General features: G+C 69.7%; 24 protein-coding genes, 2 tRNA genes and 1 pseudogene. 18 read left to right on the top strand and 9 right to left on the bottom strand.

Annotated features, from left to right (window positions below):
* The first annotated feature begins 104 nt into the window (after positions 1 to 104).
* On the top strand, positions 105 to 707 hold the full coding sequence (locus ACLLJJ_RS11255) for a biotin transporter BioY (RefSeq protein ID WP_434589475.1): 603 nt from the start codon (positions 105 to 107) through the stop codon (positions 705 to 707).
* Between the two features lie 72 nt (positions 708 to 779).
* Here ACLLJJ_RS11255 and ACLLJJ_RS11250 read toward each other — a convergent pair whose 3' ends face one another.
* Entirely contained in the window at positions 780 to 1,493 is a 714-nt protein-coding gene (locus tag ACLLJJ_RS11250) for an LPXTG cell wall anchor domain-containing protein (protein ID WP_434589472.1), read from the bottom strand.
* A gap of 593 nt (positions 1,494 to 2,086) precedes the next feature.
* On the opposite strand from ACLLJJ_RS11250, the gene ACLLJJ_RS11245 reads away from it, so the two are divergent.
* Positions 2,087 to 2,677 (top strand): hypothetical protein, encoded by a 591-nt coding sequence (locus ACLLJJ_RS11245; protein ID WP_434589470.1) that lies wholly within the window; start codon positions 2,087 to 2,089, stop codon positions 2,675 to 2,677.
* Here ACLLJJ_RS11245 and ACLLJJ_RS11240 read toward each other — a convergent pair.
* Positions 2,641 to 4,134, bottom strand: coding sequence for an amino acid permease (locus ACLLJJ_RS11240; protein WP_434589469.1), 1,494 nt, complete (start codon positions 4,132 to 4,134; stop codon positions 2,641 to 2,643). The genes ACLLJJ_RS11245 and ACLLJJ_RS11240 overlap by 37 nt on opposite strands.
* A 158-nt stretch (positions 4,135 to 4,292) precedes the next feature.
* Here ACLLJJ_RS11240 and ACLLJJ_RS11235 point away from each other — a divergent pair, with 158 nt between their 5' ends.
* Positions 4,293 to 4,781 (top strand): ribose-5-phosphate isomerase, encoded by a 489-nt coding sequence (locus ACLLJJ_RS11235; RefSeq protein WP_434589467.1) that lies wholly within the window; start codon positions 4,293 to 4,295, stop codon positions 4,779 to 4,781.
* A 75-nt stretch (positions 4,782 to 4,856) separates the two neighbouring features.
* Positions 4,857 to 5,666: an Fpg/Nei family DNA glycosylase gene (locus tag ACLLJJ_RS11230; protein WP_434589465.1), complete on the top strand. Its 810-nt coding sequence runs from the start codon at positions 4,857 to 4,859 to the stop codon at positions 5,664 to 5,666.
* A 10-nt stretch (positions 5,667 to 5,676) separates the two neighbouring features.
* Here the strand turns inward: ACLLJJ_RS11230 and ACLLJJ_RS11225 are convergent, their stop codons facing one another.
* Positions 5,677 to 6,909 (bottom strand): GNAT family N-acetyltransferase, encoded by a 1,233-nt coding sequence (locus ACLLJJ_RS11225; RefSeq protein ID WP_434589463.1) that lies wholly within the window; start codon positions 6,907 to 6,909, stop codon positions 5,677 to 5,679.
* Positions 6,910 to 7,015: 106 nt separating this feature from the next.
* Between ACLLJJ_RS11225 and ACLLJJ_RS11220 the strand changes: the two genes are divergently transcribed.
* Positions 7,016 to 8,161 (top strand): PP2C family protein-serine/threonine phosphatase, encoded by a 1,146-nt coding sequence (locus ACLLJJ_RS11220; RefSeq protein ID WP_434589461.1) that lies wholly within the window; start codon positions 7,016 to 7,018, stop codon positions 8,159 to 8,161.
* An 11-nt stretch (positions 8,162 to 8,172) separates the two neighbouring features.
* On the opposite strand, the gene ACLLJJ_RS11215 is transcribed toward ACLLJJ_RS11220, so the two are convergent.
* Positions 8,173 to 9,303 carry an FAD-dependent monooxygenase gene (locus ACLLJJ_RS11215; protein ID WP_434589460.1) on the bottom strand — a complete coding sequence of 377 codons (1,131 nt, stop codon included), beginning with the start codon at positions 9,301 to 9,303 and terminating at the stop codon, positions 8,173 to 8,175.
* 154 nt (positions 9,304 to 9,457) lie between these two features.
* On the opposite strand from ACLLJJ_RS11215, the gene ACLLJJ_RS11210 reads away from it, so the two are divergent.
* A complete protein-coding gene (locus ACLLJJ_RS11210; protein ID WP_434589459.1) occupies positions 9,458 to 10,396 on the top strand; it encodes a TetR/AcrR family transcriptional regulator C-terminal domain-containing protein in 939 nt (312 codons plus the stop codon).
* A gap of 197 nt (positions 10,397 to 10,593) precedes the next feature.
* Here the strand turns inward: ACLLJJ_RS11210 and ACLLJJ_RS11205 are convergent, their stop codons facing one another.
* On the bottom strand, positions 10,594 to 10,875 hold the full coding sequence (locus ACLLJJ_RS11205) for a hypothetical protein (protein WP_434589457.1): 282 nt from the start codon (positions 10,873 to 10,875) through the stop codon (positions 10,594 to 10,596).
* 74 nt (positions 10,876 to 10,949) lie between these two features.
* On the opposite strand from ACLLJJ_RS11205, the pseudogene ACLLJJ_RS11200 reads away from it, so the two are divergent.
* The 4 genes and pseudogenes from ACLLJJ_RS11200 to ACLLJJ_RS11185 all read left to right on the top strand — a co-directional run.
* Positions 10,950 to 11,348 (top strand): annotated as a pseudogene (locus ACLLJJ_RS11200) (ABC transporter permease); the annotation flags it as partial.
* On the top strand, positions 11,345 to 11,737 hold the full coding sequence (locus ACLLJJ_RS11195) for a hypothetical protein (RefSeq protein ID WP_434589456.1): 393 nt from the start codon (positions 11,345 to 11,347) through the stop codon (positions 11,735 to 11,737). The pseudogene ACLLJJ_RS11200 and the gene ACLLJJ_RS11195, both read left to right, overlap by 4 nt.
* Positions 11,691 to 12,098, top strand: coding sequence for an ABC transporter permease (locus ACLLJJ_RS11190; RefSeq protein WP_434589454.1), 408 nt, complete (start codon positions 11,691 to 11,693; stop codon positions 12,096 to 12,098). The genes ACLLJJ_RS11195 and ACLLJJ_RS11190 overlap by 47 nt, the downstream gene beginning before the upstream one ends.
* 10 nt (positions 12,099 to 12,108) lie before the next feature.
* A complete protein-coding gene (locus ACLLJJ_RS11185) occupies positions 12,109 to 12,582 on the top strand; it encodes an HD domain-containing protein (protein ID WP_434589452.1) in 474 nt (157 codons plus the stop codon).
* Here the strand turns inward: ACLLJJ_RS11185 and ACLLJJ_RS11180 are convergent.
* Positions 12,566 to 13,792 (bottom strand): acyltransferase family protein, encoded by a 1,227-nt coding sequence (locus tag ACLLJJ_RS11180; RefSeq protein ID WP_434589450.1) that lies wholly within the window; start codon positions 13,790 to 13,792, stop codon positions 12,566 to 12,568. The genes ACLLJJ_RS11185 and ACLLJJ_RS11180 overlap by 17 nt on opposite strands.
* A 517-nt stretch (positions 13,793 to 14,309) precedes the next feature.
* Here ACLLJJ_RS11180 and ACLLJJ_RS11175 point away from each other — a divergent pair.
* Complete coding sequence (locus tag ACLLJJ_RS11175; protein WP_434589448.1) at positions 14,310 to 14,504, top strand: hypothetical protein; 195 nt, start codon at positions 14,310 to 14,312, stop codon at positions 14,502 to 14,504.
* Positions 14,505 to 14,633: 129 nt separating this feature from the next.
* Here the strand turns inward: ACLLJJ_RS11175 and ACLLJJ_RS11170 are convergent.
* Positions 14,634 to 14,707 (bottom strand) — tRNA-Gly (locus ACLLJJ_RS11170).
* A 162-nt stretch (positions 14,708 to 14,869) separates the two neighbouring features.
* Between ACLLJJ_RS11170 and ACLLJJ_RS11165 the strand changes: the two genes are divergently transcribed.
* The 5 genes from ACLLJJ_RS11165 to clpX all read left to right on the top strand — a co-directional run bounded on the left by ACLLJJ_RS11165 (position 14,870) and on the right by clpX (position 19,551).
* Positions 14,870 to 14,946: transfer RNA gene (locus tag ACLLJJ_RS11165), tRNA-Pro, on the top strand.
* A gap of 195 nt (positions 14,947 to 15,141) precedes the next feature.
* On the top strand, positions 15,142 to 16,557 hold the full coding sequence (tig, locus tag ACLLJJ_RS11160; protein WP_434589446.1) for a trigger factor: 1,416 nt from the start codon (positions 15,142 to 15,144) through the stop codon (positions 16,555 to 16,557).
* A gap of 241 nt (positions 16,558 to 16,798) precedes the next feature.
* On the top strand, positions 16,799 to 17,404 hold the full coding sequence (locus ACLLJJ_RS11155) for an ATP-dependent Clp protease proteolytic subunit (RefSeq protein ID WP_434600375.1): 606 nt from the start codon (positions 16,799 to 16,801) through the stop codon (positions 17,402 to 17,404).
* A gap of 43 nt (positions 17,405 to 17,447) precedes the next feature.
* Positions 17,448 to 18,122 carry an ATP-dependent Clp protease proteolytic subunit gene (locus ACLLJJ_RS11150; RefSeq protein ID WP_347118253.1) on the top strand — a complete coding sequence of 225 codons (675 nt, stop codon included), beginning with the start codon at positions 17,448 to 17,450 and terminating at the stop codon, positions 18,120 to 18,122.
* 145 nt (positions 18,123 to 18,267) lie between these two features.
* Entirely contained in the window at positions 18,268 to 19,551 is a 1,284-nt protein-coding gene (gene clpX, locus ACLLJJ_RS11145) for an ATP-dependent Clp protease ATP-binding subunit ClpX (RefSeq protein ID WP_283519414.1), read from the top strand.
* A gap of 82 nt (positions 19,552 to 19,633) precedes the next feature.
* Here clpX and ACLLJJ_RS11140 read toward each other — a convergent pair whose 3' ends face one another.
* Entirely contained in the window at positions 19,634 to 20,434 is an 801-nt protein-coding gene (locus ACLLJJ_RS11140) for a hypothetical protein (protein WP_434589444.1), read from the bottom strand.
* Positions 20,435 to 20,570: 136 nt separating this feature from the next.
* On the opposite strand from ACLLJJ_RS11140, the gene ACLLJJ_RS11135 reads away from it, so the two are divergent.
* Both ACLLJJ_RS11135 and ACLLJJ_RS11130 read left to right on the top strand, forming a co-directional pair.
* A complete protein-coding gene (locus ACLLJJ_RS11135; protein ID WP_434589442.1) occupies positions 20,571 to 23,195 on the top strand; it encodes a valine--tRNA ligase in 2,625 nt (874 codons plus the stop codon).
* A gap of 138 nt (positions 23,196 to 23,333) precedes the next feature.
* A complete protein-coding gene (locus ACLLJJ_RS11130; RefSeq protein WP_434589440.1) occupies positions 23,334 to 24,491 on the top strand; it encodes a sensor histidine kinase in 1,158 nt (385 codons plus the stop codon).
* Positions 24,492 to 24,736: 245 nt separating this feature from the next.
* Here the strand turns inward: ACLLJJ_RS11130 and ACLLJJ_RS11125 are convergent, their stop codons facing one another.
* The gene (locus tag ACLLJJ_RS11125; protein WP_434589438.1) at positions 24,737 to 25,756 is read right to left on the bottom strand and encodes a rod shape-determining protein; all 1,020 of its coding nucleotides are present in this window, start codon (positions 25,754 to 25,756) and stop codon (positions 24,737 to 24,739) included.
* Positions 25,757 to 25,777 lie beyond the last annotated feature (21 nt).

The raw sequence follows: 25,777 nt of genomic DNA, 5'->3' as shown, positions 1-25,777 counted from the left end.
CCCCGCTTTGTCGGCGGCTGATGGTGATCGTCCGTTAACCCCTGGGCTAACGTCACGGTGTCCCTTCCTGCCTTCCCTTTCCTGCCCTAGCCCGCGGAGCCCCGATGAGCACTGCTGCCGTCCCCACCCGCCCCGGAGCGGTCCTCGCCGACCTGCTGCCGTCCGCCACCACCGCGTCGCGCGCCTTCGCCCGCGACGCGGGCCTGGTGCTCGGCGGCGCCGCCCTCACCGGCATCGCGGCCCAGATATTCCTCCCGGTGCCCGGCTCGCCCGTCCCGGTCTCCGGCCAGACGTTCGCCGCGCTCCTGGTCGGCACGGCGCTCGGCGCCCGCCGCGGCTTCCTCTCCCTCGCGCTGTACGCGCTGGTCGGGATGGCGGGAGTGCCGTGGTTCGCGGAAGGCGCTTCGGGCATGGCGATGCCGACCTTCGGCTACATCCTCGGCATGCTGCTCGCGGCCACGGTCGTCGGCGCCCTCGCCCGCCGCGGCGGCGACCGCTCGGTGCTGCGCGCCGCGGGCACGATGGTGCTCGGCTCGGCGCTCGTCTACGCGATCGGCGTGCCGTACCTGGCCCTGTCCACCGGCATGTCACTGAGCGCCGCGATCGCCGCGGGCCTGGTGCCGTTCCTCATCGGTGACGCGCTCAAGGCGGCGCTGGCGATGGGCGCGCTGCCCGTGACCTGGAAGCTGATGGGGCGCCGCGACTGACTCCGCGCGTACCAAGTCGGTGAGGGCCCGCACCAGTTGGTGCGGGCCCTCACCCGTTGTTGTGCCGTTGCGTCACCGGGCCCGGCGGGCCGTCCACCGGACCCCGGCGCCACCCGCCGCGATCAGCAGCGCACCGGCCAGGCCGAGTGCCAGGGTGCGGTCCCCGACGCCCGTGGACGGCAGGTCCGCGGGCTTGCCGGGCTTCGCGCTCCCGCCGGGCTTCGACGGCTCGGCGGGCTTGCCGCCCTGCGCCGCCGGGGTGTTGTCCGTGCCGAGCAGCAGCGGGGTGTCGGGCGCGTTCGGCGTCGGCTTCGACGTACCGAAGGCGACCGGGCCCTGCTGCCACAGCAGCTTCTTGCCGGTGCCCTCCGTCACCGGCAGACAGATCCTGCCGGCCTTCTGGAGGTCGTACGTCGCGGTGACGGCGTACGAACGGCTCTTGCCCGCCGTCACGTTGTCGATGACACAGGCGAAGCCACTGTTGGACCCGTCGGGCAGTTGGCCCTTCGGGATCGGCACACAGCCCTTGGCGGCGTCGACGCGCATCCCGTCGAAGCCGACCACCGCCATCGTGATCGGGCCTGTCTTCCTGGTCCCGTTGTTGACGACCTTCGCCGTGAGCTCGGTGCCCTCCGTCTTGTTGTCGACGGTGATGCGCTCCGGCAGCTCAGTCGTGATCTTCACATCGGCAGCCGCTTCGGGCCCCGGCTTGCCCCCCTTGCTGCTCCCCGGCGCCGGTTCGTCGGCCGCCGAGGCGCTGAACGGCAGAAAGAGAGTGGCCGCCATTGCTGCCGCCGCCATTGATCCCGCGAATATTCGATTCGGTCCCTTGTGATTCCTTACGGTCTTTCCGATCATTTCCCGTCCCCCTTACCGCGCAACGTTCTGCGGTACTTGAAGAGGTGCCACAAGATTCCGCCCAACTATGCTGTGATGGCGGCAAGTTCCCCACAAGCCCCGGCCCCCCGCACACCGAAGGCCACCACCCCCCGTGCCACCACTGCCGAACCGGCCCCGAACGGGCCCGTGCCGTGCGGGTCCGCGCTGTTCAGGTCCGCCCCCGCCCGGCCCGCGCCGTCCGGGCCGGAAGCGCCGAGCGTGGCCCATGCGCCGACTCTACGATCGCCCCACCGGGCCTACGAGCCCCCGAGCACCGGCAACGCCGCCGGGCCACCGGAGCACACCCACCAGGACCCGGGCAAGGACCCGGATCACCCGCACCAGGAAGCCTCCGGCCGGGACCCGGACCATCCGCACCAGGACCCGTACCAGGAAGCCTCCGGCCGGGACCCCGACCGTGCCCCCGCCGCCCCCCCCGTACGCCCGCTCCGGCTGCTGCTCCCACGCCCGCCCGCCCCTGGGCCGCCCGCAGGAATCGGGTGCTCGTCGCCGTGGCCCTCGCGGCCACCGCCGCCGTGGCCGCCGTCATGATCGCCACCCTCGGCGGTCCGGGCGGCGACACCGGGGGCGGTCCCACGGCCGGTCCGACCGTCGCCGGTACCTCCCGCCCGCCGAGTGGCGCCGGCAGCAACGGGCCCAACGCCACCCCGCCGCCCGGCAGCCGCAACGAGACCGGGTTCGCCTGGACGCCGCCCAAGGGCTGGACGCGCAGCGCCAAGAGCCCGTCCAACGTCCACTACCACTCGCCCGACGGGCAACAAGAAATCGCCGCCTCGTACGCACTCGTACGCGGCGGCGATCTCCTCGCCCAGTGGCAACAGGCCGAGCAGGGATCCCAGGACGTTCCCGGTTACCGGAAGGAGCGCCTGGAGCGCACCACCTTCCAGGACAGGCCCGCCATCATCTGGGAGTACTTCTTCACGCAGGACGGCCGATCCTGGCGCGCCCGCCAGCTCGGCTTCAACGCCGGAGGCAAGTCGTACCAGGTCAACATCTGGTACGCGGCCGACACCAGGACCGAAGCCCTGCGCGCCTATGAGCGGGTGACGGACTCCTTCACACCGCTCTGATCAGGACCCGCCGGACCGGTCGGGTCGCCGTCCGCGTTCTTCCGCATCTTCTCGCGGACCAGCGCGATACCGACCACCAGCGCGGCTATCAGCAGCGACAGCAGCACCTGCTTACGCGGCTCACCGTCGTCGTAGATCATGTAGCCGATCACGAACACGATCATCGCAGCGGTCGCGTACGTCAGGTACGGGAAGAGCCACATTTTGACGACGAGCTTCTCCGGCGCCTCGCGCAGGATGATCCCGCGCATCTTGAGCTGCGTGAGGCAGATGACCAGCCACACGAACAGCGCCACCGCGCCCGAGGAGTTCAGCAGGAACGCGAAGACCGTGTCGGGCCACTGGTAGTTGAAGAAGACGGCGACGAAGCCGAACGCGACCGACGCGAGGATCGCCGTACGCGGAACGCCCCGGCCGACCGTCTTGGCGAAGGACTTCGGCGCGTCCCCGCGCTTGCCCAACGAGAACGCCATGCGCGAGGCCGTGTAGAGACCGGAGTTCAGGCAGGAGAGCACCGCGGTCAGCACGATGACGTTCATGATCTGCCCCGCGTGCGGGATGCCGATCGAGTTCAGCGCGGCGACGTACGACCCGTCCTTGAGGATCGACTTGTCGTTCCACGGCAGCAGCGTCAGCACGACGAAGATCGAGCCGAGGTAGAAGATGCCGATACGCCAGATCACGCTGTTGGTGGCCTTGGTGACGGCCCGCTGTGGGTCCTCCGACTCACCGGCCGCCAGCGTGACGATCTCACTGCCCATGAACGAGAAGACGACCATCAGTACACCGGTCAGGATCGCGCCGGGCCCCTTGGGGAAGAATCCGCCGCTGTCCGTGAGGTGGGCGAAGCCCGCCCCCGGGTTGTCCGACCCCGGCAGTACGCCGAAGACCGCGAGCAGACCGATGATCACGAAGCCGCCGATCGCGACGACCTTGATCCCCGCGAACCAGAACTCGAATTCGCCGTACGACGCCACCGAGGCCAGGTTCGTGGCGGTCAGCACGACCATCACGATCAGCGCCCAGCCCCACTGCGGGATGGCCGGTATCCAGCCTTCGAGGATCAGCGCGCCCGCGGTCGCCTCGACGGCGAGCACCACGACCCAGAAGAACCAGTAGAGCCAGCCGATGGAGAAGCCCGCCCAGCGCCCGAGAGCGCGGTCCGCGTACGCCGAGAACGACCCGGAGGTCGGATTCGCCGCGGCCATCTCGCCGAGCATCCGCATCACGAAGACGACCAGCGTGCCCACGAGTGCGTACGACAGGAGGATCGCCGGACCCGCTGCGGCGATGCCGCCGCTCGACCCGACGAAGAGGCCGGCGCCGATGACGCCGCCGATGGCGATCATGGACAGATGGCGATTCTTCAGTCCGGCCTGGAGACCATCGGTAGGCTGCGAATTCCCGGGTTCCTCCGGGTTTTCGCCTGCCTTCGTAAGGGTCGGCTGCGTGCTCATGCACAATCCTTAACTTCTCGGTTCGCTCGGGTGACGAGCCCCCGCATTGAAACCCGATGTTCATCCGGGACGGAAGAGCCGAATCCGGATCGTTGTACGGGGAGTGGGTCCCGACCCCGGCGACTGCTGCCCGGCTCCGCTCGTGCCACACTCGACCCATGCGCGTGTACCTCGGTTCCGACCATGCCGGATACGAACTCAAGAACCACCTCGTGGAGTGGCTCAAGGCCCACGGCCACGAGCCCGTGGACTGCGGTCCCCACGTCTACGACGCCCTGGACGACTACCCGCCGTTCTGCCTGCGCGCCGCCGAAAAGGCCGCCGCGGACCCCGACGGGCTCGGCATCGTGATCGGTGGCTCGGGCAACGGCGAGCAGATCGCCGCGAACAAGGTCAAGGGTGTGCGTGCCGTACTGGCCTGGAGCGAGCAGACCGCCGCCCTCGGCCGCGAGCACAACAACGCCAATGTGATCTCGGTCGGCGGCCGGATGCACACCCGGGAAGAGGCGACGAAGTTCGTCGAGATCTTCCTGGCCACGCCCTACACGGGTGAGGAGCGTCACCAGCGCCGCATCGACATGCTCGCCGCGTACGAGACGACCGGTGACCTTCCCCCGGTCCCGGCGCACCACCCGCCGCAGGACTGACAGACAGACCGTTCTCCCTGTGCCGCCGGGGCATCGCCCCCCGGCGGCACGGCCATGTCCCCGAGGAGCGACGCCGTGCCCGAAGGGCATACGATCCACCGCCTCGCCGATGACCACCGCGACCGTTTCGCGGGCCGGCCGGTCCGGGTCACCAGCCCGCAGGGCAAGTTCTCCGACAGTGCGGCGCTCCTGGACGGCCATGTCCTGGACGACACGGACGCCCACGGCAAGCACCTCTTCCTCGGCTTCGGCGGCCTCGGCTGGGTCCACATCCACCTCGGCCTCTTCGGCAAGCTCGGCTTCGGCACGGCCCCGGCCCCGCCCCCGGCCGACACGGTCAGGCTGCGGCTCATGAACTCCGAGGCGTACGCCGACCTGCGCGGCCCCACCACCTGCGCGCTGATCACGGACGCCGAGAAGCAGGCGATACACGAGCGGCTCGGCCCCGACCCGCTGCGCCCCGGCCAGGACGCGGAGAAGGCCTGGCGGCGAATCTCCCGCAGCCGGGTCACCGTCGCGGCCCTGCTCATGGACCAGAGGGTCGTCGCGGGCGTCGGCAACGTCTACCGCGCCGAGGTCCTCTTCCGGCACGGCATCGAGCCGTACCGCGCGGGCAAGGACCTCACCCGACGCGAGTGGGACGCGATCTGGGCCGACCTCGCCGACCTCATGCGTGAGGGCGTACGCCACAACCGCATCGACACCGTCCGCCCCGAGCACATGCCGGACGAGATGGGCCGCCCGCCGCGCGTCGACGACCACGGCGGCGAGGTCTACGTCTACCGCAGGGCGCACCTGCCCTGCCACATCTGCGGCACGGAGATCCGTGTCGCCCCGCTCGCCGCCCGCAACCTCTTCTGGTGCCCGGGCTGCCAGCAGAGCTGAGGAGGCGGGGCTAGAAGCCGTGCGGCAGCCACGGTGCGACGTCCGAGCCGAACGCCACCGAGGCCGCCGCCAGCGCCCCGTGGCGCCGCTCGGCCACCCGGCCCGCGCCCGCCAGCGAGGTCAGGCTCGTACCGCCGAGATACGCGGCGCCCAACTCCCGTACGGACAGCGCCAGATCGACGGGCTCGTCCGTCCGCTTGCAGGACGCGCCGCCCTTGGCGTCACCCGTCAGCCGCCAACGCCCCTCGTTCCACGGGCAGAACGCGTCGGTGACCTCGAACACCACGTCCACGGGCGCCTGGTAGGTCCGGGCCTCCAGGGCCGCGCCGACGTCCACCAGCCGCACATAGAGCGAGTCGCGCACCCGTACGTTGCACCGGCGGATGTCGGAAACGAGCTGCTGCCAGGAGTCGTCCACCGGCCTGTTGCGTGTCCGGAGCGTCGACGTCAGGTCGATGTCGAAGAGGAAGCGCCACAGCGCGGCGTACGCCGCCGGGTCGAGCGCCTCGCAGTCCCGCAGCAGGACGGCGCCTTCGGGCCCCGACCATTCCCAGTCCGGCTTCACCTGGTAGCGGGCGTACCCCACGACCTCACCGTCGCGCTCCGCCAGCACGCACTTGAGCGGTGAAGCGCCCTCGCGGTCACTCTCCGGGTCGATCAGCGGCAGGCCGTCCCAGCCGGGCGCGCGCGCCAGCATGCCGGGCCGTCCGGTCACGAGCTGCGCGTACACCGCCTCGCACGCGTCCCGCGCGTCGACGGGCTTCGCGAACCTCACCCGCACCTCGTCCGTCCCGGCCGGCACCGCCAGCCGCACCCGGGAGGTGTTGATCTCCGCGGCCAACTGCTGGGTGGCGCAGCCGTACCCGAACCGGCCGTAGATCGCGGGCTCGGACGCGGTCAGCACGGCGAGCGACTCACCGGCCGCCCGTACGTCGTCCAACTGGCGCCGCATCATCGACCTGAGGATCCCGCGCCGCCGGTGCGTCGCCGCCACGCTCACCATGGTCACGCCGGCCGACGGCACGAGCGCGCCGCCCGGCACCGACAGGCGGAAGCTGAACGCGCCGGCCGTGCCCACACACTCCTCGCCGTCCCAGACGCCGATCGACCGGTCCGGTTCCGTCAGCTCGCGCCAGAACTTCCGCTCTTCCGGGGCCTCCGCGACACCGCCGAAGGCGAGCTCCAACTTGCTGTACCAGTCGTCCCACTCGTCCGGCCGCAGGACCCGAAGTTCTGTAGTCATATGCCATGAGTACCAGCGCTCCGGCGTCCGAGCGACCCGATTTCGAACACAATGTCACGGGGGTCCCCCTGCGGAGGAGTGCCGGGGATGGATAGGGTCCACCGCAATGGCACGTGGAGTAGGAGCAGAATCGTTCTCGGCCCGTACGCGCAAGTCGGCGCACCGGGTCCGTATAGCGCTGCGCAAGTCCGGCGTCGACTATTTCCGGGGTGACGGCTCCGACTGGATCGCGCTGGCGGGTCTGCTGCTGACCGTCCCCGCCATCGCGCTGGGCACGATGGCCATGCCGATCTGGTGCGCGCCGTCCGCCCTGGTCCTGCCGATCGTGGCCGGCGGGCTGCTGCTGCGGCCCGCGAGTCTGCTCAGCCTGTACGCGGCGGCCGCCGCCGCGCTCATCGTCGAGTCGATCGTGCTGGGCCCGTACACCCAGGGGCCGGGCCGCGTCACGCCCGGCACCGTCCTGACCGTGGCCGCGTGCGGCTTCTTCGGGCTGGTCATCGCGCAGTTCAGGGCCAGGGTCGGGGTCCCGTGGCGGCGCGGCGGCACCATGCTCTTCGACCTGCGCGAGCGCATCCGGGTACAGAGCGCGCTGCCGCGCCTCCCGCAGAAGTGGCACCGCGAGATGGCCCTGCGACCGGCCGGCGGGCAGTCCTTCTCCGGCGACTTCGTGGTCGCGGCCCGCACGAACGGGGGGCGCACGCTCGAAGTCGTCCTCACCGACGTGTCCGGCAAGGGCATGGACGCGGGGTCCCGGGCGCTGCTGCTGTCGGGAGCGTTCGGCGGGCTCCTCGGGCAGCTGCCGCCGCACGGATTCCTCCCTGCCGCGAACGCCTATCTGCTCCGCCAGGACTGGGACGAGGGCTTCGCGACCTCCATCCATCTGGTACTCGATCTGGACTCCGGCGAATTCGAGCTGCTGTCCGCGGGCCACCTTCCGGCGCTCCAGCTGCACGCGGGCAGCGGGCGTTGGGAGGAGAAGACGGGCGTCGGGCCGTTGCTCGGGGTCTACGACGGCGCCCAGTTCGATCCGGTGAAGGGCTCGCTGTCCCCCGGCGATGTCCTGATGATGTTCACGGACGGTCTCGTCGAGGCGTCGGGTCGGGACATCGCGGAAGGCATCGACCGGCTCACCGGCGAGGCGGACCGCTACGTCGCCTCTGGTTTTGAGGGCGCGGCCTGGCATCTGATCGAAGCTGTCGCCAAGGACGTCAACGACGACCGGGCATTGCTTCTCATCTGCCACGAGGCGTGAATCGCCGTCCGTCACGCCGGGCGCCGACCGGCGTCCAGGTCGATAGCCGACTTCGCCCGGTCCACCGTTTCCTGCGCCGCGGGGCCGCCCGGATTCTCCAGGGCGATGGCCTGGTTCAGGGCGATGAACGGCCGCATGCGGTGCTCTGTGCGGGCGTACGCGATGGCGTGGCCGTCCGGGTTCCGGCCGAGCTCTTCGGCCAGTACGTACGCGCCCACCAGGGCCAGGCTCGTGCCCTGGCCGGACAGGGGTGAGGCGCAGTAACCGGCGTCGCCGAGCAGTGTGACGCGGCCCCTGGACCAGCTGTCCATGCGGATCTGCGCCATCGAGTCGAAGTAGAAGTCCGGGGCGCTGTGCATGGCCTTGAGCAGCCGGGGGGTCTCCCAGCCCAGGCCGTCGAGGGCGTCGGCGACGAGCGCCTTCTGCCGGTCGGTGTCGCGGTAGTCGTAGCCGCCGGCGAGTGGCGGTGCCTCGAAGCCCGCCGTGATCCTGAGCTCGGTGTTGTCGCGCGCCGGGTAGATGCCGTAGCCCGCGGAGCCCTCGCGCAGCCACATCTGCCAGTTGTCCAGGCCCAGGAAGTTCTCGGCGCTGAAGATCGCCAGGTGGGTGCCCAGGTGGTGGATGAAGCGGTCCTCCGGGCCGAAGGTCAGGGCGCGGGTGTGGGAGTGCAGGCCGTCCGCGCCGACGACCAGGTCGAAGGTTCTGGACGCGCCGCGCTCGAAGTCCGCCCGTACGCCGCCCGCGCTCTCGGTGAGCGCGGTGATGGAGTCGCCGAAGATGTACTCCGTGTCGGCGCGGGTGCGCTCGTACAGCAGGTGTGTGAGGTCCTCGCGCAGCAACTCCACGTCCTCGCTGTCGAGTTGTCCGCTGCTGAAGGTCGACTCCGTGGAGCGGTGGACCTCGTTGCCCGCGCCGTCGAGCATCGACATCCCGCGCATCCTGGTGCGGGCCGCGCGCAGTTGTGTCCCGATACCCATGCGGTCGACCACGTCCAGCGCCACGCCCCGCACGTCGATCGCCTGGCCGCCCGCGCGCGGGGCGGGGGCGCGCTCGACGATGGTCGGGGCGAATCCGTGGTGGTGCAGCCAGTGGGCGAGTGCGGGGCCCGCGATGCTCGCGCCGGAGATCAGTACGGTCTTCATGTTGCCTCCTCGGTACGGTGTACGAGGCTGAATGTACGCTGTACGCGCAGGGTCGGCAATGGCGCTGAAAGCGCCTCTGAGCTAGGACAGTTGAGGCGCCCTGGCGGGTTGGCGCTGGTAAGGTCTGTCCTAGTACAGGTTGGAGGAGGTGGCTGTGGCCGCGAAAATTGATCCGCCCTATCTCCGCATCGTCGCCGAGATTCGGCGGCGTATCGCGGAAGGCGAACTGGCGCCCGGTGACCGGGTGCCTTCGACCCGGCAGATCGCCAGGGAGTGGGAGGTCGCGCCGGCCACCGCCACCAAGGCGCTGGCGACCCTGCGGCAGGAGGGGCTGGTCGAGGCCGAGCCCCGGGTGGGCACCGTCGTGGCCGCCGCCCGCACGGCCCGGCGCCGGATGGCGCCCGAGCCCGACCACGAGCTGACCCGTGACCGCATCGTGCGCGCGGCCGTCGCCCTCGCCGATGCGGAGGGGTTGGCCGCACTGTCGATGCGCGGGGTCGCCGCCCGGCTCGGGGTCGCCGCGATGTCCCCGTACCGCTACGTGACCAGCAAGGACGACCTGGTGCTGCTCATGGCCGATGCCGTGTACGGGGAACCGGCCTACCCGCCGGCCGCCGACGCGCCCGAGGGCTGGCGGGCCCGGCTCGAACTGGGTGCGCACACCCTGTGGGCGCTGCACCGAAGGCACCCGTGGCTCGCGCACATCGGCTCGCTCGGCCGGCCGCTGATGCTGCCCAACCTGATGGTGCACGCAGAGTGGGCGCTGAGCGCGCTCGACGGTCACGGGCTCGGCGCGGAGACCCTGATGAACCTGCATGTGCTGGTGTACGCGCATGTCCAGGGCCTCGCGATCCATCTGGAGCGCGAGGCGCAGGCCGAGGCGGCGACCGGGCTTTCGGAGGACGACTGGATGGACCGGCAGACGCCCGCGCTGGAGGCGCTTGCCGCGTCAGGCGCCTTCCCGACCTTCGCGAAGGTCACCGGGGCCCTCCGGGACGGGTACGACCTGAAGTTGGACGCGCTGTTCGAGCTGGGGCTCACCGCGATGCTCGACGGTCTCGCCCGTGTGGTGGAGGACCCCGCCCGGGGCTGAGGGCGGGGCCCTCGCGGCCGGCCTACGCGGGTGCGGCACCTGATGTTCATCCCGAACGGCCTGGCCAGGGCCGCCGTCCGCTTCCGCCCCGCCGCCTTCGTGGGCACGTTCGTCGCGCTCGCCATGGCCGCACTGATCGTCTCCGCCTGCGGAATCCTGCTGGAGACGGGCCTGCGCGCATCCGTCCCGCCCGCCCGCTACGCCGGTGCCCCCGTGGTCGCCGCCGCCGACCAGCAGGTCCACCTCACATCCGGCAGCGGCGAGGAGCGCGAGACCGTCTCCGCCTCGCTGCCCGACACGGCCCGCCTCGACGCGGCCCTGGTCCGCAAGGCCGCCGCCCCCGGCGCGTCCGCCGCGATCGGCGACCTGACCTTCCCGGTCCGGGGGAAGGGCGCGGAATCCGGCCCGACCACCGCCGCCCTGACCGGACACGGCTGGGGCTCCACCGCCTTCACCGGTACGAAGCTCACCTCGGGCATGCCCCCCCCGTACGGACCGGGAAGCGGTCCTCGACACCACGGCGGCCGAGCGGCTCGGCGCGCGCGTCGGTGCCTCCGTGCGACTCGATACGGCCCTGGGCGCCCGGGACTTCACCGTCTCCGGCATCGCGGCGGACGGCCCCGGTACCGCCTGGTTCACCGACCACCGGGCCGGGCAGCTCTCCGGTCACCCCGGCAGGGTCGACGCCATCGCCGTGCTCGCCGACCCCGGCACCACCCCGGCAGCCCTCGCCGACCAGGTCTCCGCCGCCCTCGGCACACACGCCCAGGTCCACACCGGCGACGACCGCGGCGCCGTCGAGGACGCCTCCCTGGCCGACGCCAAGGGCCTGCCCTCCGACGCCGCCGCCCGCGCCGCCGGTGTCCCCGGCGTCACCTCGGCCGTCGGCATCAACAACACCGCGGTCCTGGTCGAGGTCGGCTCGCTCGGAGACAACTTATCCAGTCGATGACCACCCAGGGAATCACGGGCAGTGGCCGCGACCTGGCGGCCGTCCAGGACCTCGACGTCACCACGGGCTCGCTCGCCGGGCTCGGCAAGGACACCGTTGCCATCGACGACTCGCTCGCCGATTCGAAGAAGGTCAAGACCGGCGACCGTCTCGAACTGCGCCTTCCCGACGGCACGAAGGCGGCCCCGCGGGTGATCGCCACGTACAGCCGGGGCCTGGGCCTGTCCCAGGTCACCCTGGCCCAGAGCACGTTGGCGACCCACACCTCGTTGCCGTTCGCCACGGACCTCTTTCGTCCGGGGCGCCCCCGAGGCGGCGACCGGGCTCGGGCGGCTGGGCTCGGTGACCGACAAGGCCGGCTACACCACGGCGGTCGGCCTGGACCGTGAAATCAACGCCTGGGCCAACACCACCATGGCCGCGGTCCTCGGCGGCTTCGCCGCGATCGCCGCGGCCAACACCCTGGTGATGACGGACCTCGCCCGCCGCCGCGAGCTGGGCGTCCTCAGGCTGATCGGCTCCACCCGCCGCCAGGTGATGGGCATGGTGCGCTGGGAGGCACTGCTGGTCACGCTGGCGGGCATCGCGCTGGGCTCGGGCATCGCCCTGGCCACACTCATCCCGATAATGAACGCTCTGACGGGAGAGGCCCCGTACATCCCGCCGGTCGTCTACGGCTCGTTCGTGGCCGCGACACTGCTGCTGGGGTGGGCGTCCACCTCACTGCCGGCGCGCGCGGCCATGCGGTAAGTGTGGGGGCATGACCTATCTGACCCTGGCCGAGGTGGAGGCCGTCGCCCGCGACGCGCACGCCACACAGACCGACAAGGCGGGACGCCCGTACGTGGAGCACCTCCAGGCCGTCGCCGAAGGGGTACGCGCCGCGGGTGGCACCCAACAGCAGATCGCGGCGGCCTGGCTGCACGACGCGGTGGAGGACGACGCGCTGTCCCCCGAGTGGCTGGAGAACGCCGAACTGCCGCGCTCCGTCAAGGACATGGTGCTGGCCGTCACCAAGCGCCCGGGGGAGGACGGGGCGGCGTACACCGCCCGCATCCTGGCGACACCGGGCGCACTGCTGGTCAAGGAGGCGGACCTCGCACACAACGCGGACCCCGGTCGCCTCGCCGTACTCGACGAGGTGACCAGGGCCCGGCTCACGCTCAAATACACGGAGGTACGCCGCCTCCTCGGCCTCTCCCAGGCTGTTTCCGGACCTAGGAGGAGGAGCTGACGAGCTGCCGCTCCCGCTCGGGCTGTTGCTCGCTCTCCCGCTTGCGCGCGGCCTCGCCCGCGTCGCGGCGGAACGCCCAGTCCATTTTGGGCTCCAGCGCGAACCGGAAGAGCCGCCGCACCGGCGGCGTGCAGAACAGGGTGACCGCCACGGCGAACACCACCGTCACGAAGATCTCGCCGAGTGGCGTCGACAGCCAGGTGTACGTCTCGAACCAGCCCGCGTAACCGGCGCCCTTCACCAGGAAGCCGTGCAGCAGATAACCGCCGAGGGTGCCGGCGCCCAGCACCGTGAACCACATCGTGCGGCCGGGCACCCACGCCAGGAAGCAGGCGGTGAGGACGAGCGAGCAGCCGAAGAGCGCGAAGGCCATGACGACCCCGGCCCACCACGGAGCGCCGGTCTCCTGGGCGGAACTGCTGTGGTAGAACCACCCGAGCCGCAGGCGAGGGGCGACCCAGTACGCGAAGAGCAGCGCGCCCAGGACGACCGGCAGGGCCAGCAGCCTGACCTCGCGGCGCCGCACCATCTGCCAGTGCTCGGGCTTCAGCATCAGCCCCAGTACGAAGAACGGCAGGAACTGCAGTACGCGCTGGAGGTTGAGGGCGTCGCCGATGTTGGGGGTGACGGAGGCGAGGACGGCGAGGCCGAGAGCGACCGGCATCGGGTGGCGCAGCGCCTGCCACAGCGGGGTGGTCAGCCGCCAGATGAACAGTGCGATCAGGAACCAGGTCAGATACCAGGGGTCGAGCAGGCTGATCGGGTGACCGGGATCGTTGTCGGCCCACCGCTTGAAGAAGGCGTAGGCGGTCTCGAAGAGCACATACGGGACGGCGACGCCCGTGACGAGTCTCTGGAGTTTCTTGCGGCTCAGGTCGAAGCTGCGCGAGAAGTAGCCGGAAATGATGATGAAGGCCGGCATGTGGAAGCTGTAGACCACCATGTAGATCGCCCTGGTGGTGCGGCTGCCGTCCATCACCGGTTCCCACGCGTGCGCCACCGCGACGAACACGATGGCCAGGTACTTGGCGTTGTCGAAGAACGCGTCGCGGTGCTTCGCGGTGGGGGCGCCCTTGGGGGAGGGCGTGGGTACTGCTTCGGCCCCGGACCGCGAGGTGGCCGCGGCGGTCCGTGCAAGGGGGGCTTCGGGCTCCAACTCCCGGGCCGGGGGGAGCGGGGCCCGCTGATATCCGTGCGGAGCGTGAAACATCTGAGGCACCCTAGCCTTGGCGGATCGATTTCGTAAAACCCCGTTCTCACCCTTCTGCTATTTGTGCGTGTACCCCATTGGGGAAGAGGTCGACATGACCATGACGGACAATGGCGTAGGTCACATTTTCGCCCTATTATGACCCAACTCATCCCACTTAAATGGTGCATACCGCCGACGGGTGACTCGGGTGAAATGTCCGGCTCATTCCGCCTTTGTCGACCGTCCCCGAACCCGTGCGTCCGTTATTCGAATTTCCTGCGAACGTCATGTGTGGGTAATGAAACGATCAAGCTCCATTAACTTCCGCGCAGGACCGTTCAATTCGGCGTTGTGCGCGTACGGCGACCGCGCCGGGGTACAGGCGGGGCGCACCGGAGGCGCCGGCCGGTCTCCCACGTTCCGTCACCCGGCAGCCACCAGTGGTGAGTTGGTGGCACGATGGAGGCTTGCGGGTGTGTGCTGGGTCGCGCGCTCCCGGGCCGGCAAGGCGGACCGACCAAGGGTGTGATCAGTTGTGGCCATCTCACTGTCTGTGGTGCTTCTGTTGGCGATCGTGCTGGTGGTGCTGATCCGCGGGGGCTCGATCAAGGCGGGGCCCGCGGTGGTGGCCGTGCTCTTCGGCTTCTTCCTCGCGTCCACCGGCATGGCGCCGTCCATCAGTCGATTCCTCGACTCGATAGCGGACACCATCAACCAGATCAGCTTCTGAGCGCGGAGCTGGCAAGGCGCACGGACCAACTCCGTCCCGGACCCGGTGACTTGATCTCCGGGTCCCGGCCGGTAAAACGACAAAGGCCCAGGAAGCGGATTTACGCCGCTGACCTGGGCCTTCGTCATGTGGAGCGGGCGACGGGAATCGAACCCGCGTAGCTAGTTTGGAAGACTAGGGCTCTACCATTGAGCTACGCCCGCACATGTCGCGCCGCAGGTCGGTGACCGCGGCACGGAGAGCATCGTAGCGGGTTCCGGCCGTTCGGCGCACACCCGTATCGCGGTGGGCGGGGCGGCGGGCCTGCCCGCGAACAATGCGGCGGACGCGCCGCCCGCGGGCATGTACCCTACGTGTCGCACCGACGGGGTGTGGCGCAGCTTGGTAGCGCGTCCGCTTTGGGAGCGGAAGGTCGTCGGTTCGAATCCGGCCACCCCGACCATCATCACCTTTACCAGCAGAGTTGCCGGCCGGGTCCCCGTGCGATCACGTTCAAGATCGCATTGTGGGACTCCTCCCGCTTGCCGTTACTATGCAAGCTGCGTGCCCGTGTGTCTGATGTGCCGGGCCCGATCGGCGAAGCCGCCACCGTGCGGCCCAGCAGAAATCCAGAAGTCAGCCCCAAGGAGACCGAACCGTGAAGAGCGCCGTGGAGACCCTGAACCCGACCCGGGTTCGGCTCAGCATTGAGGTGCCCTTCGAGGAGCTCAAGGACAGCCTCGACGCGGCGTACAAGAAGATCAACCAGCAGGTCACGGTGAAGGGCTTCCGTAAGGGAAAGATCCCGAACCGAGTCATCGACCAGCGGTTCGGCCGTGGAGCTGTGCTGGAGGAGGCCGTCAACGACGCCCTCCCGAAGTTCTACACCGAGGCTGTCAACGAGGGTGAGCTGAACGTTCTCGGCCAGCCCGACGTCGACATCACCGAGCTGAAGGACGGCGAGCTGCTGTCCTTCACCGCCGAGGTCGACATCCGCCCGACGATCGAGATCCCGGACTACTCCGGCATCGCGGTCGAGGTGGACGCCATCGAGGTCAAGGACGAGGACGTCGACAAGGCCGTGGAGGAGCTGCGCGAGCGCTTCGCCTCCACCAACCCGGTCGAGCGCGCCGCCGCCGAAGGCGACGTCGTGACGCTCGACCTGGAGGCCAAGGTCGACGGCGAGGTCCTTGATGACGGCGTCGCCGAGGGTGTCTCGTACACCATCGGTTCCGGCGAACTTCTCGAAGGCATTGACGAGGCCGTGACGGGCCTGGAGGCCGGTGGCGAGGCCACCTTCACCTCCGAGCTCAAGGGTGGCACCGCCGAGGGCAAGGAGGCCGAGGTCGCCGTCAAGGTCACCGCGGTCGCCGCTCGCGAGCTGCCCGAGCTGGATGACGACTTTGCGCAGATGGCGAGCGAGTTCGACACACTGGACGAGCTCAAGGCCGACAGCCGCAAGCGCCTCGAGAGCACCAAGCAGTACGACCAGGCCACGCAGGCCCAGGAGCGCGTCCTCGACGAGCTGCTGAAGCTGGCGGAGGTCCCGATCCCCGAGAAGCTTCTCGCGGACGAGGTCAACACCCGTAAGCACAACCTGGAGAACCACCAGCTCGGCCAGATGGGCCTGAACCTTGAGAAGTACCTCGAGATTCAGGGCAAGACGGCCGAGGAGTTCGAGGCCGAGCTCTCCGAGCAGGCCGTCAAGGGCATCAAGACCCAGTTCATCCTTGACGAGCTCGTCAACAAGGAGAAGCTGAACGTCAACCAGGAGGAGCTCACCGAGCACCTCATGCGGCGTGCGGCCACCTCCGGCATGAGCCCCGACCAGTTCGCCCAGGCCGTCGTCGAAGGCGGCCAGGTTCCGATGCTCGTCGGCGAGGTCGCCCGCGGCAAGGCGCTGGCCGTGGTGGTCGAGGCCGCCAAGGTCACCGACACCAACGGTGAGCTCGTCGAGCTCGACGACGAGGACGAGGAGACCGCGGAAGCGGTCGAGGCGGCCTCCGACACCGACCAGGCCGACGCGTCGGCTGAGGCCGGCGACGCCGAGTCCAAGGACAAGACCGAGGCCTGAGCCTCTGCCTGATTCCTGCCGACGGGCCCGGACGCTTCACGCGTCCGGGCCCGTCGTCGTACACCGGTACGGGCCCGGACCTTGCGCTCCGAGCGAACAGTTCGGGAAGCGGGATGGCGTTGTCCCACCTGCGCGTTAGGGTCCATGAAGAGGAGCGTGGGGGAGTCCCCGCCTTCCGGTACGAAGACGCTGAGACGGCTGGAGCCGTCAGAGACGAGCAGGTGGATACGTGACGAATCTGATGCCCCAGGCCGCCGGTGAGCCGTCCTTCGGTGGTGGCCTCGGCGACCAGGTCTACAGCCGACTGCTCGGTGAGCGCATCATCTTCCTCGGACAGCAGGTCGACGATGACATCGCCAACAAGATCACGGCGCAGCTGCTCCTCCTTGCCGCGGAACCGGACAAGGACATCTACCTCTACATCAACAGCCCCGGTGGCTCGGTGACCGCAGGCATGGCCGTCTACGACACCATGCAGTACATCCCGAACGACGTGGTCACGATCGGTATGGGCATGGCGGCCTCGATGGGCCAGTTCCTGCTCACCGGTGGCGCCGCCGGTAAGCGTTTCGCGCTTCCCAACACCGACATCCTCATGCACCAGGGCTCCGCGGGCCTCGGCGGCACCGCCTCCGACATCAAGATCCAGGCCGAGCAGCTTCTCCGTACGAAGAAGCGCATGGCCGAGATCACCGCGCGGCACTCCGGCCAGAGCATCGAGACGATCATCCGCGACGGTGACCGCGACCGCTGGTTCTCTGCCGAAGAGGCCAAGGCGTACGGCATCATCGACGACATCATGGCCTCCGCCTCGGGTGTTCCGGGTGGTGGCGGCACCGGGGCCTGAGTCCCGGCAGCCGAACCTCCCCAGCCCACCGAACGCCACCAGGATGGTGAACACCCACATGAACGACTACTCCGCGAGCGGCCTCTACACGGGCCCCCAGGTAGACAACCGCTACATCGTCCCGCGCTTCGTCGAGCGCACCTCGCAGGGCACGCGTGAGTACGACCCGTACGCGAAGCTCTTCGAGGAGCGCGTGATCTTCCTCGGTGTGCAGATCGACGACGCCTCCGCCAACGACGTCATGGCGCAGCTGCTGTGCCTGGAGTCGATGGACCCGGACCGCGACATCTCGATCTACATCAACAGCCCCGGCGGCTCGTTCACGGCCCTCACGGCCATCTACGACACGATGCAGTTCGTGAAGCCGGACATCCAGACGGTCTGCATGGGCCAGGCGGCCTCCGCCGCGGCCGTGCTGCTCGCCGCCGGTACGCCCGGCAAGCGGATGGCTCTGCCGCACGCCCGCGTCCTCATCCACCAGCCGTCCTCGCAGACCGGCCGCGAGCAGCTCTCCGACCTGGAGATCGCGGCCAACGAGATCCTGCGGATGCGCGCTCAGCTGGAGGAGATGCTCGCGAGGCACTCCACCACCCCGCTGGAGAAGATCAGCGAGGACATCGAGCGCGACAAGATCCTTACGGCCGACGGCGCTCTCGCCTATGGTCTGATCGACCAGATCGTGTCCACCCGTAAGACGACGGCCCAAGCGGCCGCCTGATACGTACCCCACCTCTTGGCACCGTCCACGACAATGTGAACCGTGCCAAGGGGGGCCCGTACGGGGGTCCGGGCAAGGTACCGTCGGATATGAGGCACCAGGAGTCGCTGAACCAGGCGTCTCCCAGGCGAAGGGGAAGCACCTCGTGGCACGCATCGGTGATGGCGGCGACCTGCTCAAGTGCTCGTTCTGCGGCAAGAGCCAGAAGCAGGTGAAGAAGCTCATCGCAGGGCCCGGTGTGTACATCTGCGACGAGTGCATCGATCTCTGCAACGAAATTATCGAGGAGGAGCTCGCCGAGACCTCGGAAGTGCGCTGGGAAGAGCTTCCCAAGCCACGCGAGATCTACGAGTTCCTCGAGGGCTACGTCGTCGGGCAGGAGCCCGCGAAGAAGGCCCTCTCGGTGGCGGTGTACAACCACTACAAGCGCGTCCAGGCCGGCGAGAACGGCGGCGCGGCCGGGCGTGAGGACGCGATCGAGCTCGCCAAGTCCAACATCCTGCTGCTGGGCCCCACGGGCTCCGGCAAGACGCTGTTGGCGCAGACGCTGGCCCGGATGCTCAACGTCCCGTTCGCCATCGCGGACGCGACGGCGCTGACGGAGGCCGGCTATGTCGGCGAGGACGTCGAGAACATCCTGCTGAAGCTGATCCAGGCCGCCGACTACGACGTCAAGAAGGCCGAGACCGGGATCATTTACATCGACGAGATCGACAAGGTCGCCCGCAAGAGCGAGAACCCGTCGATCACGCGCGACGTCTCCGGCGAAGGCGTCCAGCAGGCGCTGCTCAAGATCCTGGAAGGCACGACGGCTTCGGTCCCCCCGCAGGGCGGACGCAAGCACCCGCACCAGGAGTTCATCCAGATCGACACGACGAACGTGCTCTTCATCGTGGGCGGCGCGTTCAGCGGCCTGGAGAAGATCATCGAGTCGCGGGCGGGTGCCAAGGGCATCGGCTTCGGTGCGACGATCCGCTCCAAGCGGGAGATCGAGGCGAGCGACCAGTTCCAGGCGGTCATGCCGGAGGACCTGGTGAAGTTCGGGATGATCCCCGAGTTCATCGGCCGCCTCCCGGTCCTCACCTCGGTCCACAACCTGGACCGCGAAGCGCTGCTCCAGATCCTCATCGAGCCGCGCAACGCACTGGTCAAGCAGTACGAGCGGCTCTTCGAACTCGACGGCGTGGAGCTGGAGTTCGAGCACGAGGCGTTGGAAGCGATCGCTGACCAGGCGATCCTCCGCCAGACGGGCGCACGCGGTCTGCGCGCCATCATGGAGGAAGTCCTGATGTCGGTGATGTACGAGGTCCCGTCCCGCAAGGACGTGGCCCGCGTGGTCATCACGGCCGAAGTGGTCCGCTCCAACGTGTACCCGACGCTGGTCCCGCGGATCGTGGGCAAGGGCGAGCGCCACGAGAAGTCCGCGTAGCGGTTACGCGCGGTATGAACGACGCAGGGGCGCCCGGCCGGTCGACTGGCCGGGCGCCCCTGCGTGTTGAGTCCGCGCGCGGCTACTGCTTGACGCGGATCTCCGTGCGGAGCTTGGCGGTGATGTTGGCCGCCTCCTCCGTGCTGGTGGGCTTCGCCGCACTGTTGGAAGCGACGACGCCCATCGTGCTGTAGTCCGACCAGGCGCAGAAGGAGCTGGTCTGCGCCTGTCCCGTGGTGGGGTTCTTGGACTCCATGGCCTGGCACTTCATGATGCCGCCGTCGAAGCCGTCCGGGGAGACCTCCTCGGGCTCGCCGACCAGCGTGACCTTGGTCTTCTCGGATTCCTTCTCGGCCTCGCGCTTCGTGTTGGCGAAGTACGCGTCGACGGCCTTCTCGGGGTCGCTGATCTTGCCCCAGGCGCCGAAGAGATTCAGGCTCTTCGAGTCCTTGGCGTCCTCCAGCGAGCTGGGGTTCTTGGGGTCGAACTTGGTGAGGTCCGTCGTCGAATAGATGCCGGTGGCGGGGTGGCCGTCCTCGACACCCATGTCGGTGAACTTCTGCTTGGTCTCCGCATTCGGCGTCTTGCCGACGGAGTCCCCGCTGAGGCGCTTGTACTCGCCGAGCACCGTCGCCGGAGTCGTCAGCTTGTGGGGGCCGTCGTCCTCAAGGCCACCCGAGCCGCCGGGACCGACCAGGAAGTAGGCACCCCCGCCGATTACCGCGAGCGCCACAACCACCACGCCCACGATCAGACCCGTCTTCTTCTTCGGCGCGGCCGGCGCGGGCGGCGGGAACTGGCCGCCACCGTACTGGGGCTGCTGGCCGTAGGGGCCCGGCTGCTGTGGCTGCCCGCCGTACGGGCCTGGCTGGTTGTAGCTCATTACCGGGTTCCCCTCCAGATGTTTACGCGTTCCGAACATCCTGACGGAACCTGCAACATCATGCGGCGGTGGGGCCCATGCCGGGTACCGGGAATCCGGTTTCGGTACGGGGTCGTGACGCCCGTAAACTGAGCCTGTGACCGAGAACTCATCGCAACAGCCCGCAGCCCCCGCCCCCGAACTGCCGACCCAGTACGCGCCGGCCGAGGTAGAGGGGAAGCTGTACGAGCGCTGGGTGGAGCGCGGTTACTTCGAAGCCGACGCGCAGAGCGACAAGCCGCCGTTCACCGTCGTCATCCCGCCGCCGAACGTCACCGGCTCGCTCCACCTGGGGCACGCCTTCGAGCACACGCTGATCGACGCCCTCACCCGCCGCAAGCGCATGCAGGGCTACGAGACCCTCTGGCAGCCCGGCATGGACCACGCCGGCATCGCCACCCAGAACGTCGTCGAGCGCGAGCTCGCCAAGGAGGGCAAGTCCCGCCACGACCTGGGTCGCGAGGCGTTCGTCGAGCGTGTCTGGAAGTGGAAGGAAGAGTCCGGCGGCCAGATCTCCGGGCAGATGAAGCGTCTCGGTGACGGCGTCGCCTGGTCGCGCGAGCGCTTCACCATGGACGAGGGTCTGTCCAAGGCCGTCCAGACCATCTTCAAGAAGCTGTACGACGACGAGCTGATCTACCGCGCCGAGCGCATCATCAACTGGTGCCCGCGCTGTCTGACGGCCATCTCCGACATCGAGGTCGAGTACCAGGAGGACGACGGCGAGCTCGTCTCCGTCCGGTACGGCTCCGGGGACGCCGAGATCGTCGTCGCGACGACCCGCGCCGAGACGATGCTCGGTGACACCGCTGTCGCCGTCCACCCCGACGACGAGCGGTACAAGCACCTCGTCGGTACCGAGATCGAGTTGCCGCTCACCGGCCGCCGTATCCCGGTCGTGGCCGACGAGCACGTCGACCCGGAGTTCGGCACCGGCGCCGTCAAGGTCACGCCCGCCCACGACCCGAACGACTTCGAGATCGGCCAGCGCCACGGTCTGCCCAATCTGGCCGTGATGGACGAGCGCGCCGTCATCACCGCGCACGGGCCCTTCCAGGGGCTCGACCGCCTTGAGGCACGGAGCGCCATCGTCGCCGCGCTGCGCGCCGAAGGCCGGATCGTCGCGGAGAAGCGTCCGTACGTCCACTCCGTCGGGCACTGCTCCCGCTGCAAGACGACCATCGAGCCGCGGCTGTCCCTGCAGTGGTGGGTCAAGGTCGCCCCGCTGGCGAAGGAGGCCGGCGACGCGGTCCGCGACGGGCGGGTCAAGATCCACCCGAAGGAGATGGAGCCCCGCTACTTCGGCTGGGTCGACAACCTGCACGACTGGTGCATCTCGCGTCAGCTCTGGTGGGGCCACCGGATCCCGGTCTGGTACGGGCCGGGCGGGGAGGTCGTCTGCGTCGGCCCCGACGACGAGGCGCCCACCGGCGAAGGATGGCACCAGGACACGGATGTCCTGGACACCTGGTTCTCCTCCGGGCTGTGGCCGTTCTCCACGCTGGGCTGGCCCGAACAGACCCCGAGCGTCGAGAAGTTCTACCCGAACTCGGTCCTGGTCACCGGCTACGACATCCTCTTCTTCTGGGTCGCCCGGATGATGATGTTCGGCCTGTACGCGATGGACGGCACCCCGCCGTTCCACACCATCGCCCTGCACGGCATGGTCCGCGACCAGTTCGGCAAGAAGATGTCGAAGTCCTTCGGCAACGCGGTCAACCCGCTGGACTGGATGGACAAGTACGGCTCCGACGCGGTCCGTTTCACCCTCGCCCGTGGCGCCAACCCGGGCGTCGACGTCCCGATCGGCGAGGACTGGGTCCAGGGATCCCGCAACTTCGCCAACAAGATCTGGAACGCCACGCGCTTCGCCCTGATGAACGGCGCGACCGTCGAGGGCGAACTGCCGCCGGTCGAGCGGCAGTCGGCGACCGACCGGTGGATTCTGTCGCGGCTCAACGCGACGGTGGCCGAGGTCGACGCGTACTACGAGGACTACCAGTTCGCGAAGCTCTCGGACTCGCTCTTCCACTTCGCTTGGGACGAGGTCTTCGACTGGTACGTCGAGCTGTCCAAGACGACGTTCTTCGCGGGCGGCGAGGAGGCCAAGGTCTCCGCGCGCGTCCTGGGCGAGGTCCTCGACGTCACGCTGCGCCTCCTGCACCCGGTCGTCCCGTTCGTCACCGAAACGCTGTGGACCACGCTCACCGGCAAGGAGTCGCTCGTCGTCGCCGACTGGCCCACGGACTCCGGCTTCCGCGACCACGCGGCCGAGCAGGAGATCGAGCTGGTCCAGCAGGTCGTCACCGAGGTCCGCCGCTTCCGCTCCGACCAGGGCCTGCAGCCCGGCCAGAAGGTCCCGGCCGAGCTCACCCTGACCGGCACGGCGCTGGCCCCGCACGAGGCGGCCATCCGCCAGCTGCTGCGCCTCCAGCCCGCCGGTGAGGACTTCCACGCCACCGCGTCGCTGCCGGTCGCCGGGGCAAGGGTCGCGCTCGACCTGTCCGGCACGATCGACGTCGAGGCCGAGCGCAATCGCCTGTCGAAGGACCTCGCGGCGGCCGAGAAGGAGAAGGCCCAGGCCCACGGGAAGCTCGGCAATGAGGCCTTCCTCGGCAAGGCCCCCGACCAGGTGGTCGACAAGATCCGCGGGCGGCTCGCCAAGGCCGAGGCGGACATCGTGCGCATCACCGAGCAGCTGGCGGCGCTGCCGGAGAAGTAGGGCCGTACGTACGCGACCGAGGGGTCCCCGCGCAGCTGCGCGGGGACCCCTCGGCGTTGCGCGGCCAGTGCGTCATATCACTCATTTCGTGCCCGAAGCCCTGCGGAAGGGGTCGGGCGACCTTGGATGATGGATGGCATGCACGCACCGCCCGCCACCTCGCCGGTACGCCGTGCGGTGGCCGTGGGCCGTCGCTGGCTGGAGCACCGCCCCGTCTCGCCGCGCACCTTCGACGTCCTCACCGTGCTGAGCTGTTTCGCGCTGATGGGCCTCGACATCCCGGGGCTCGCCAAGGCCGACAACTCGCTGTCCGGCGTGGACGCGGCCGTCGTCCTCGCGATCGGCGCGGCGACGCTGCTGGTACGGCGCCGGGCGCCCTGGGTGCCGTACCTCGCGGCGCTGCTGTTCCTGGGGTGGCTGCACGAGCTGACCCTGGTCCAGTTCGCGCTCTACTCCGTCGGCCGCTACCGGGGGCGTGCGGCCGGGATCCTGGCCACCGTCGGATATGTGCTCGTGTCGTACGCCCTGTTCAATCTGCCGGGCCGGCCCGAGTACCGGGGCGATTCGCTGAGCGACTTCCTCAGCCTGGTGGTGCCGATCGGGGTGCTGGCCTCGGGTGTCGGCATCGCCGCGTACCGGCAGGATCTCGTGCGGGAACTGGCCGCCCAGCGGGCCACCACGACCGCGCTGCAGGCCGTCCAGCAGGAGCGCACCTCGGTCGCGCGTGACGTGCACGACTTCGTGGGCCGTGAGCTGACGCTGCTGACCGTGCGGGCCGAGGTGCTCTCGGTGCGGGCCCGCGGCGAGGCGCACCATAAGGACTTCGACGAACTGTCCGAGACCGCCCGCAAGGCGCACCGCATCCTCAACGAGATCATCGTGCGCCGGGCCCGCGAGGGCGGCGCCACCCCGGGGCTCGACGGGCTCGCGGCCCTCGCCGCGGAGAGCGAGCAGGCGGGCAGCCCGGTGGAGCTGGAGATCGCCGAGACGGCGTACGGCCTGTCACCGCTGCGCCAGGCCGCGGTCCACCGGGTGGTCCAGGAGTGCCTGACGAACGCGGCCAAGCACGCACCCGGCGAAACCGTGCGGGTACGCATCACCCTCGACGACTGCCGGCTGCGCATCGAGGCCCGCAACCCGCTGCCGGACTCCGCGCCGGCCAGGGCGCCCGTCTCGGCGGGCACCGGGACGTTCTCGATGGAGGAGCGGGTGCGGGCGATGGGCGGCACGCTGGAGGCCGGTCACCGGGCCGGGACGTACGAGGTGGTGGCCGTCCTGCCGGCGGGGATCGCCTGAGCCGGACCCCGCCCCGCCCCGCCCGGACCGGCCGCGGCGCGCACCGGAACCCGACACCGCACGTGCCCGGTGCCTTCTGAGCACCCGCACGGCACGGGCGCGGGATCGCACCGAGCCACGGCGCCGGGGGTGCCCGGCGCCGTGCCGAGCCCGCTGATCCGCGGGTGCCCGGCGCCGTGCCGTGATCCGGCGCGGGTGCCCGGCGCCGTGCCGTGATCCGGCCGCCGCGCGTGCCGCTCCGCCGCTCAGGCCGCGAGCAGCTTCTGGAGGGAGTCGAAGTCCTCCACGCACTTGCCGGAGCCGAGCGCCACGCAGTCCAGCGGGTTGTCCGCCACGTACACCGCGATCCCGGTCGCCGAAGCGATCCGCAGATCGAGCCCCGGCAGCAGCGCGCCACCACCGGTCAGCACGATCCCGTGCTCCATGACATCGCCGGCCAGCTCGGGCGGGCACGCCTCCAGGGTGGCGCGCACGGCCGCGACGATCGCGTCCAGCGGCTCGTCGAGCGCCTCGCGGACCTCGGGAGCCGTCAGCTCCAGGAGCTGCGGCAGCCCGGTGACCTTCTCCCGGCCCCGCACGGTGAAGGTTTTCTCCTCCCGTGTCGTCCCGCCGGGCACCGGCCAGGCGGACCCGATGGAGATCTTGGTGTGCTCGGCCGTCCGCTCACCGATGTACAGGCCGTGCTTCTTGCGTACGTAGTCCGAGATCGCGGTGTCCAGACGGTCGCCGCCGACCCGCAGGGACTGGGCCGTGACGATTCCGCCGAGCGAGATCACGGCGACCTCCGTGGTGCCGCCGCCGATGTCGACGACCATGGAACCGCGCGGCTCGGACACCGGCAGCCCGGCCCCGATCGCCGCGGCCATCGGCTCCTCGATGAGGTGCACCGCGCGGGCACCCGCCCGATCGGCGGCGTGCACGATCGCACGGCGCTCGACGGGTGTGATGCCGCTCGGTACGCAGATGACCATGCGGGTACGGGGCCTGCGGCCGGGAACGGCCTTGCGCACGAAGTGCCGGATCATCTCCTCGGCGGCCTCGTAGTCGCTGATCACGCCGTCCTTCAGTGGACGTATCGCCGTGATCGAACCGGGCGTACGGCCGATGGTCTCCTTGGCCTCGGTGCCGACGGCCAGTGCGACGGCCGAGCCCGCCTTCATCGCCACCACGGACGGCTCATTGAGGACTATGCCCTTGCCGCGGGCGTACACGAGTGTGTTCGCCGTCCCCAGGTCGATGCCGATGTCCTTGGCCGTGTCGCCCACTTGAGACCCTCCCGATCGTGA

The sequence above is a fragment of the Streptomyces sp. A5-4 genome (assembly GCF_051131715.1).
GTDB lineage: Bacteria > Actinomycetota > Actinomycetes > Streptomycetales > Streptomycetaceae > Streptomyces.
Note: the sequence above shows the minus strand (reverse complement) of the source record. Positions and strands in the feature narration are given on the sequence as shown.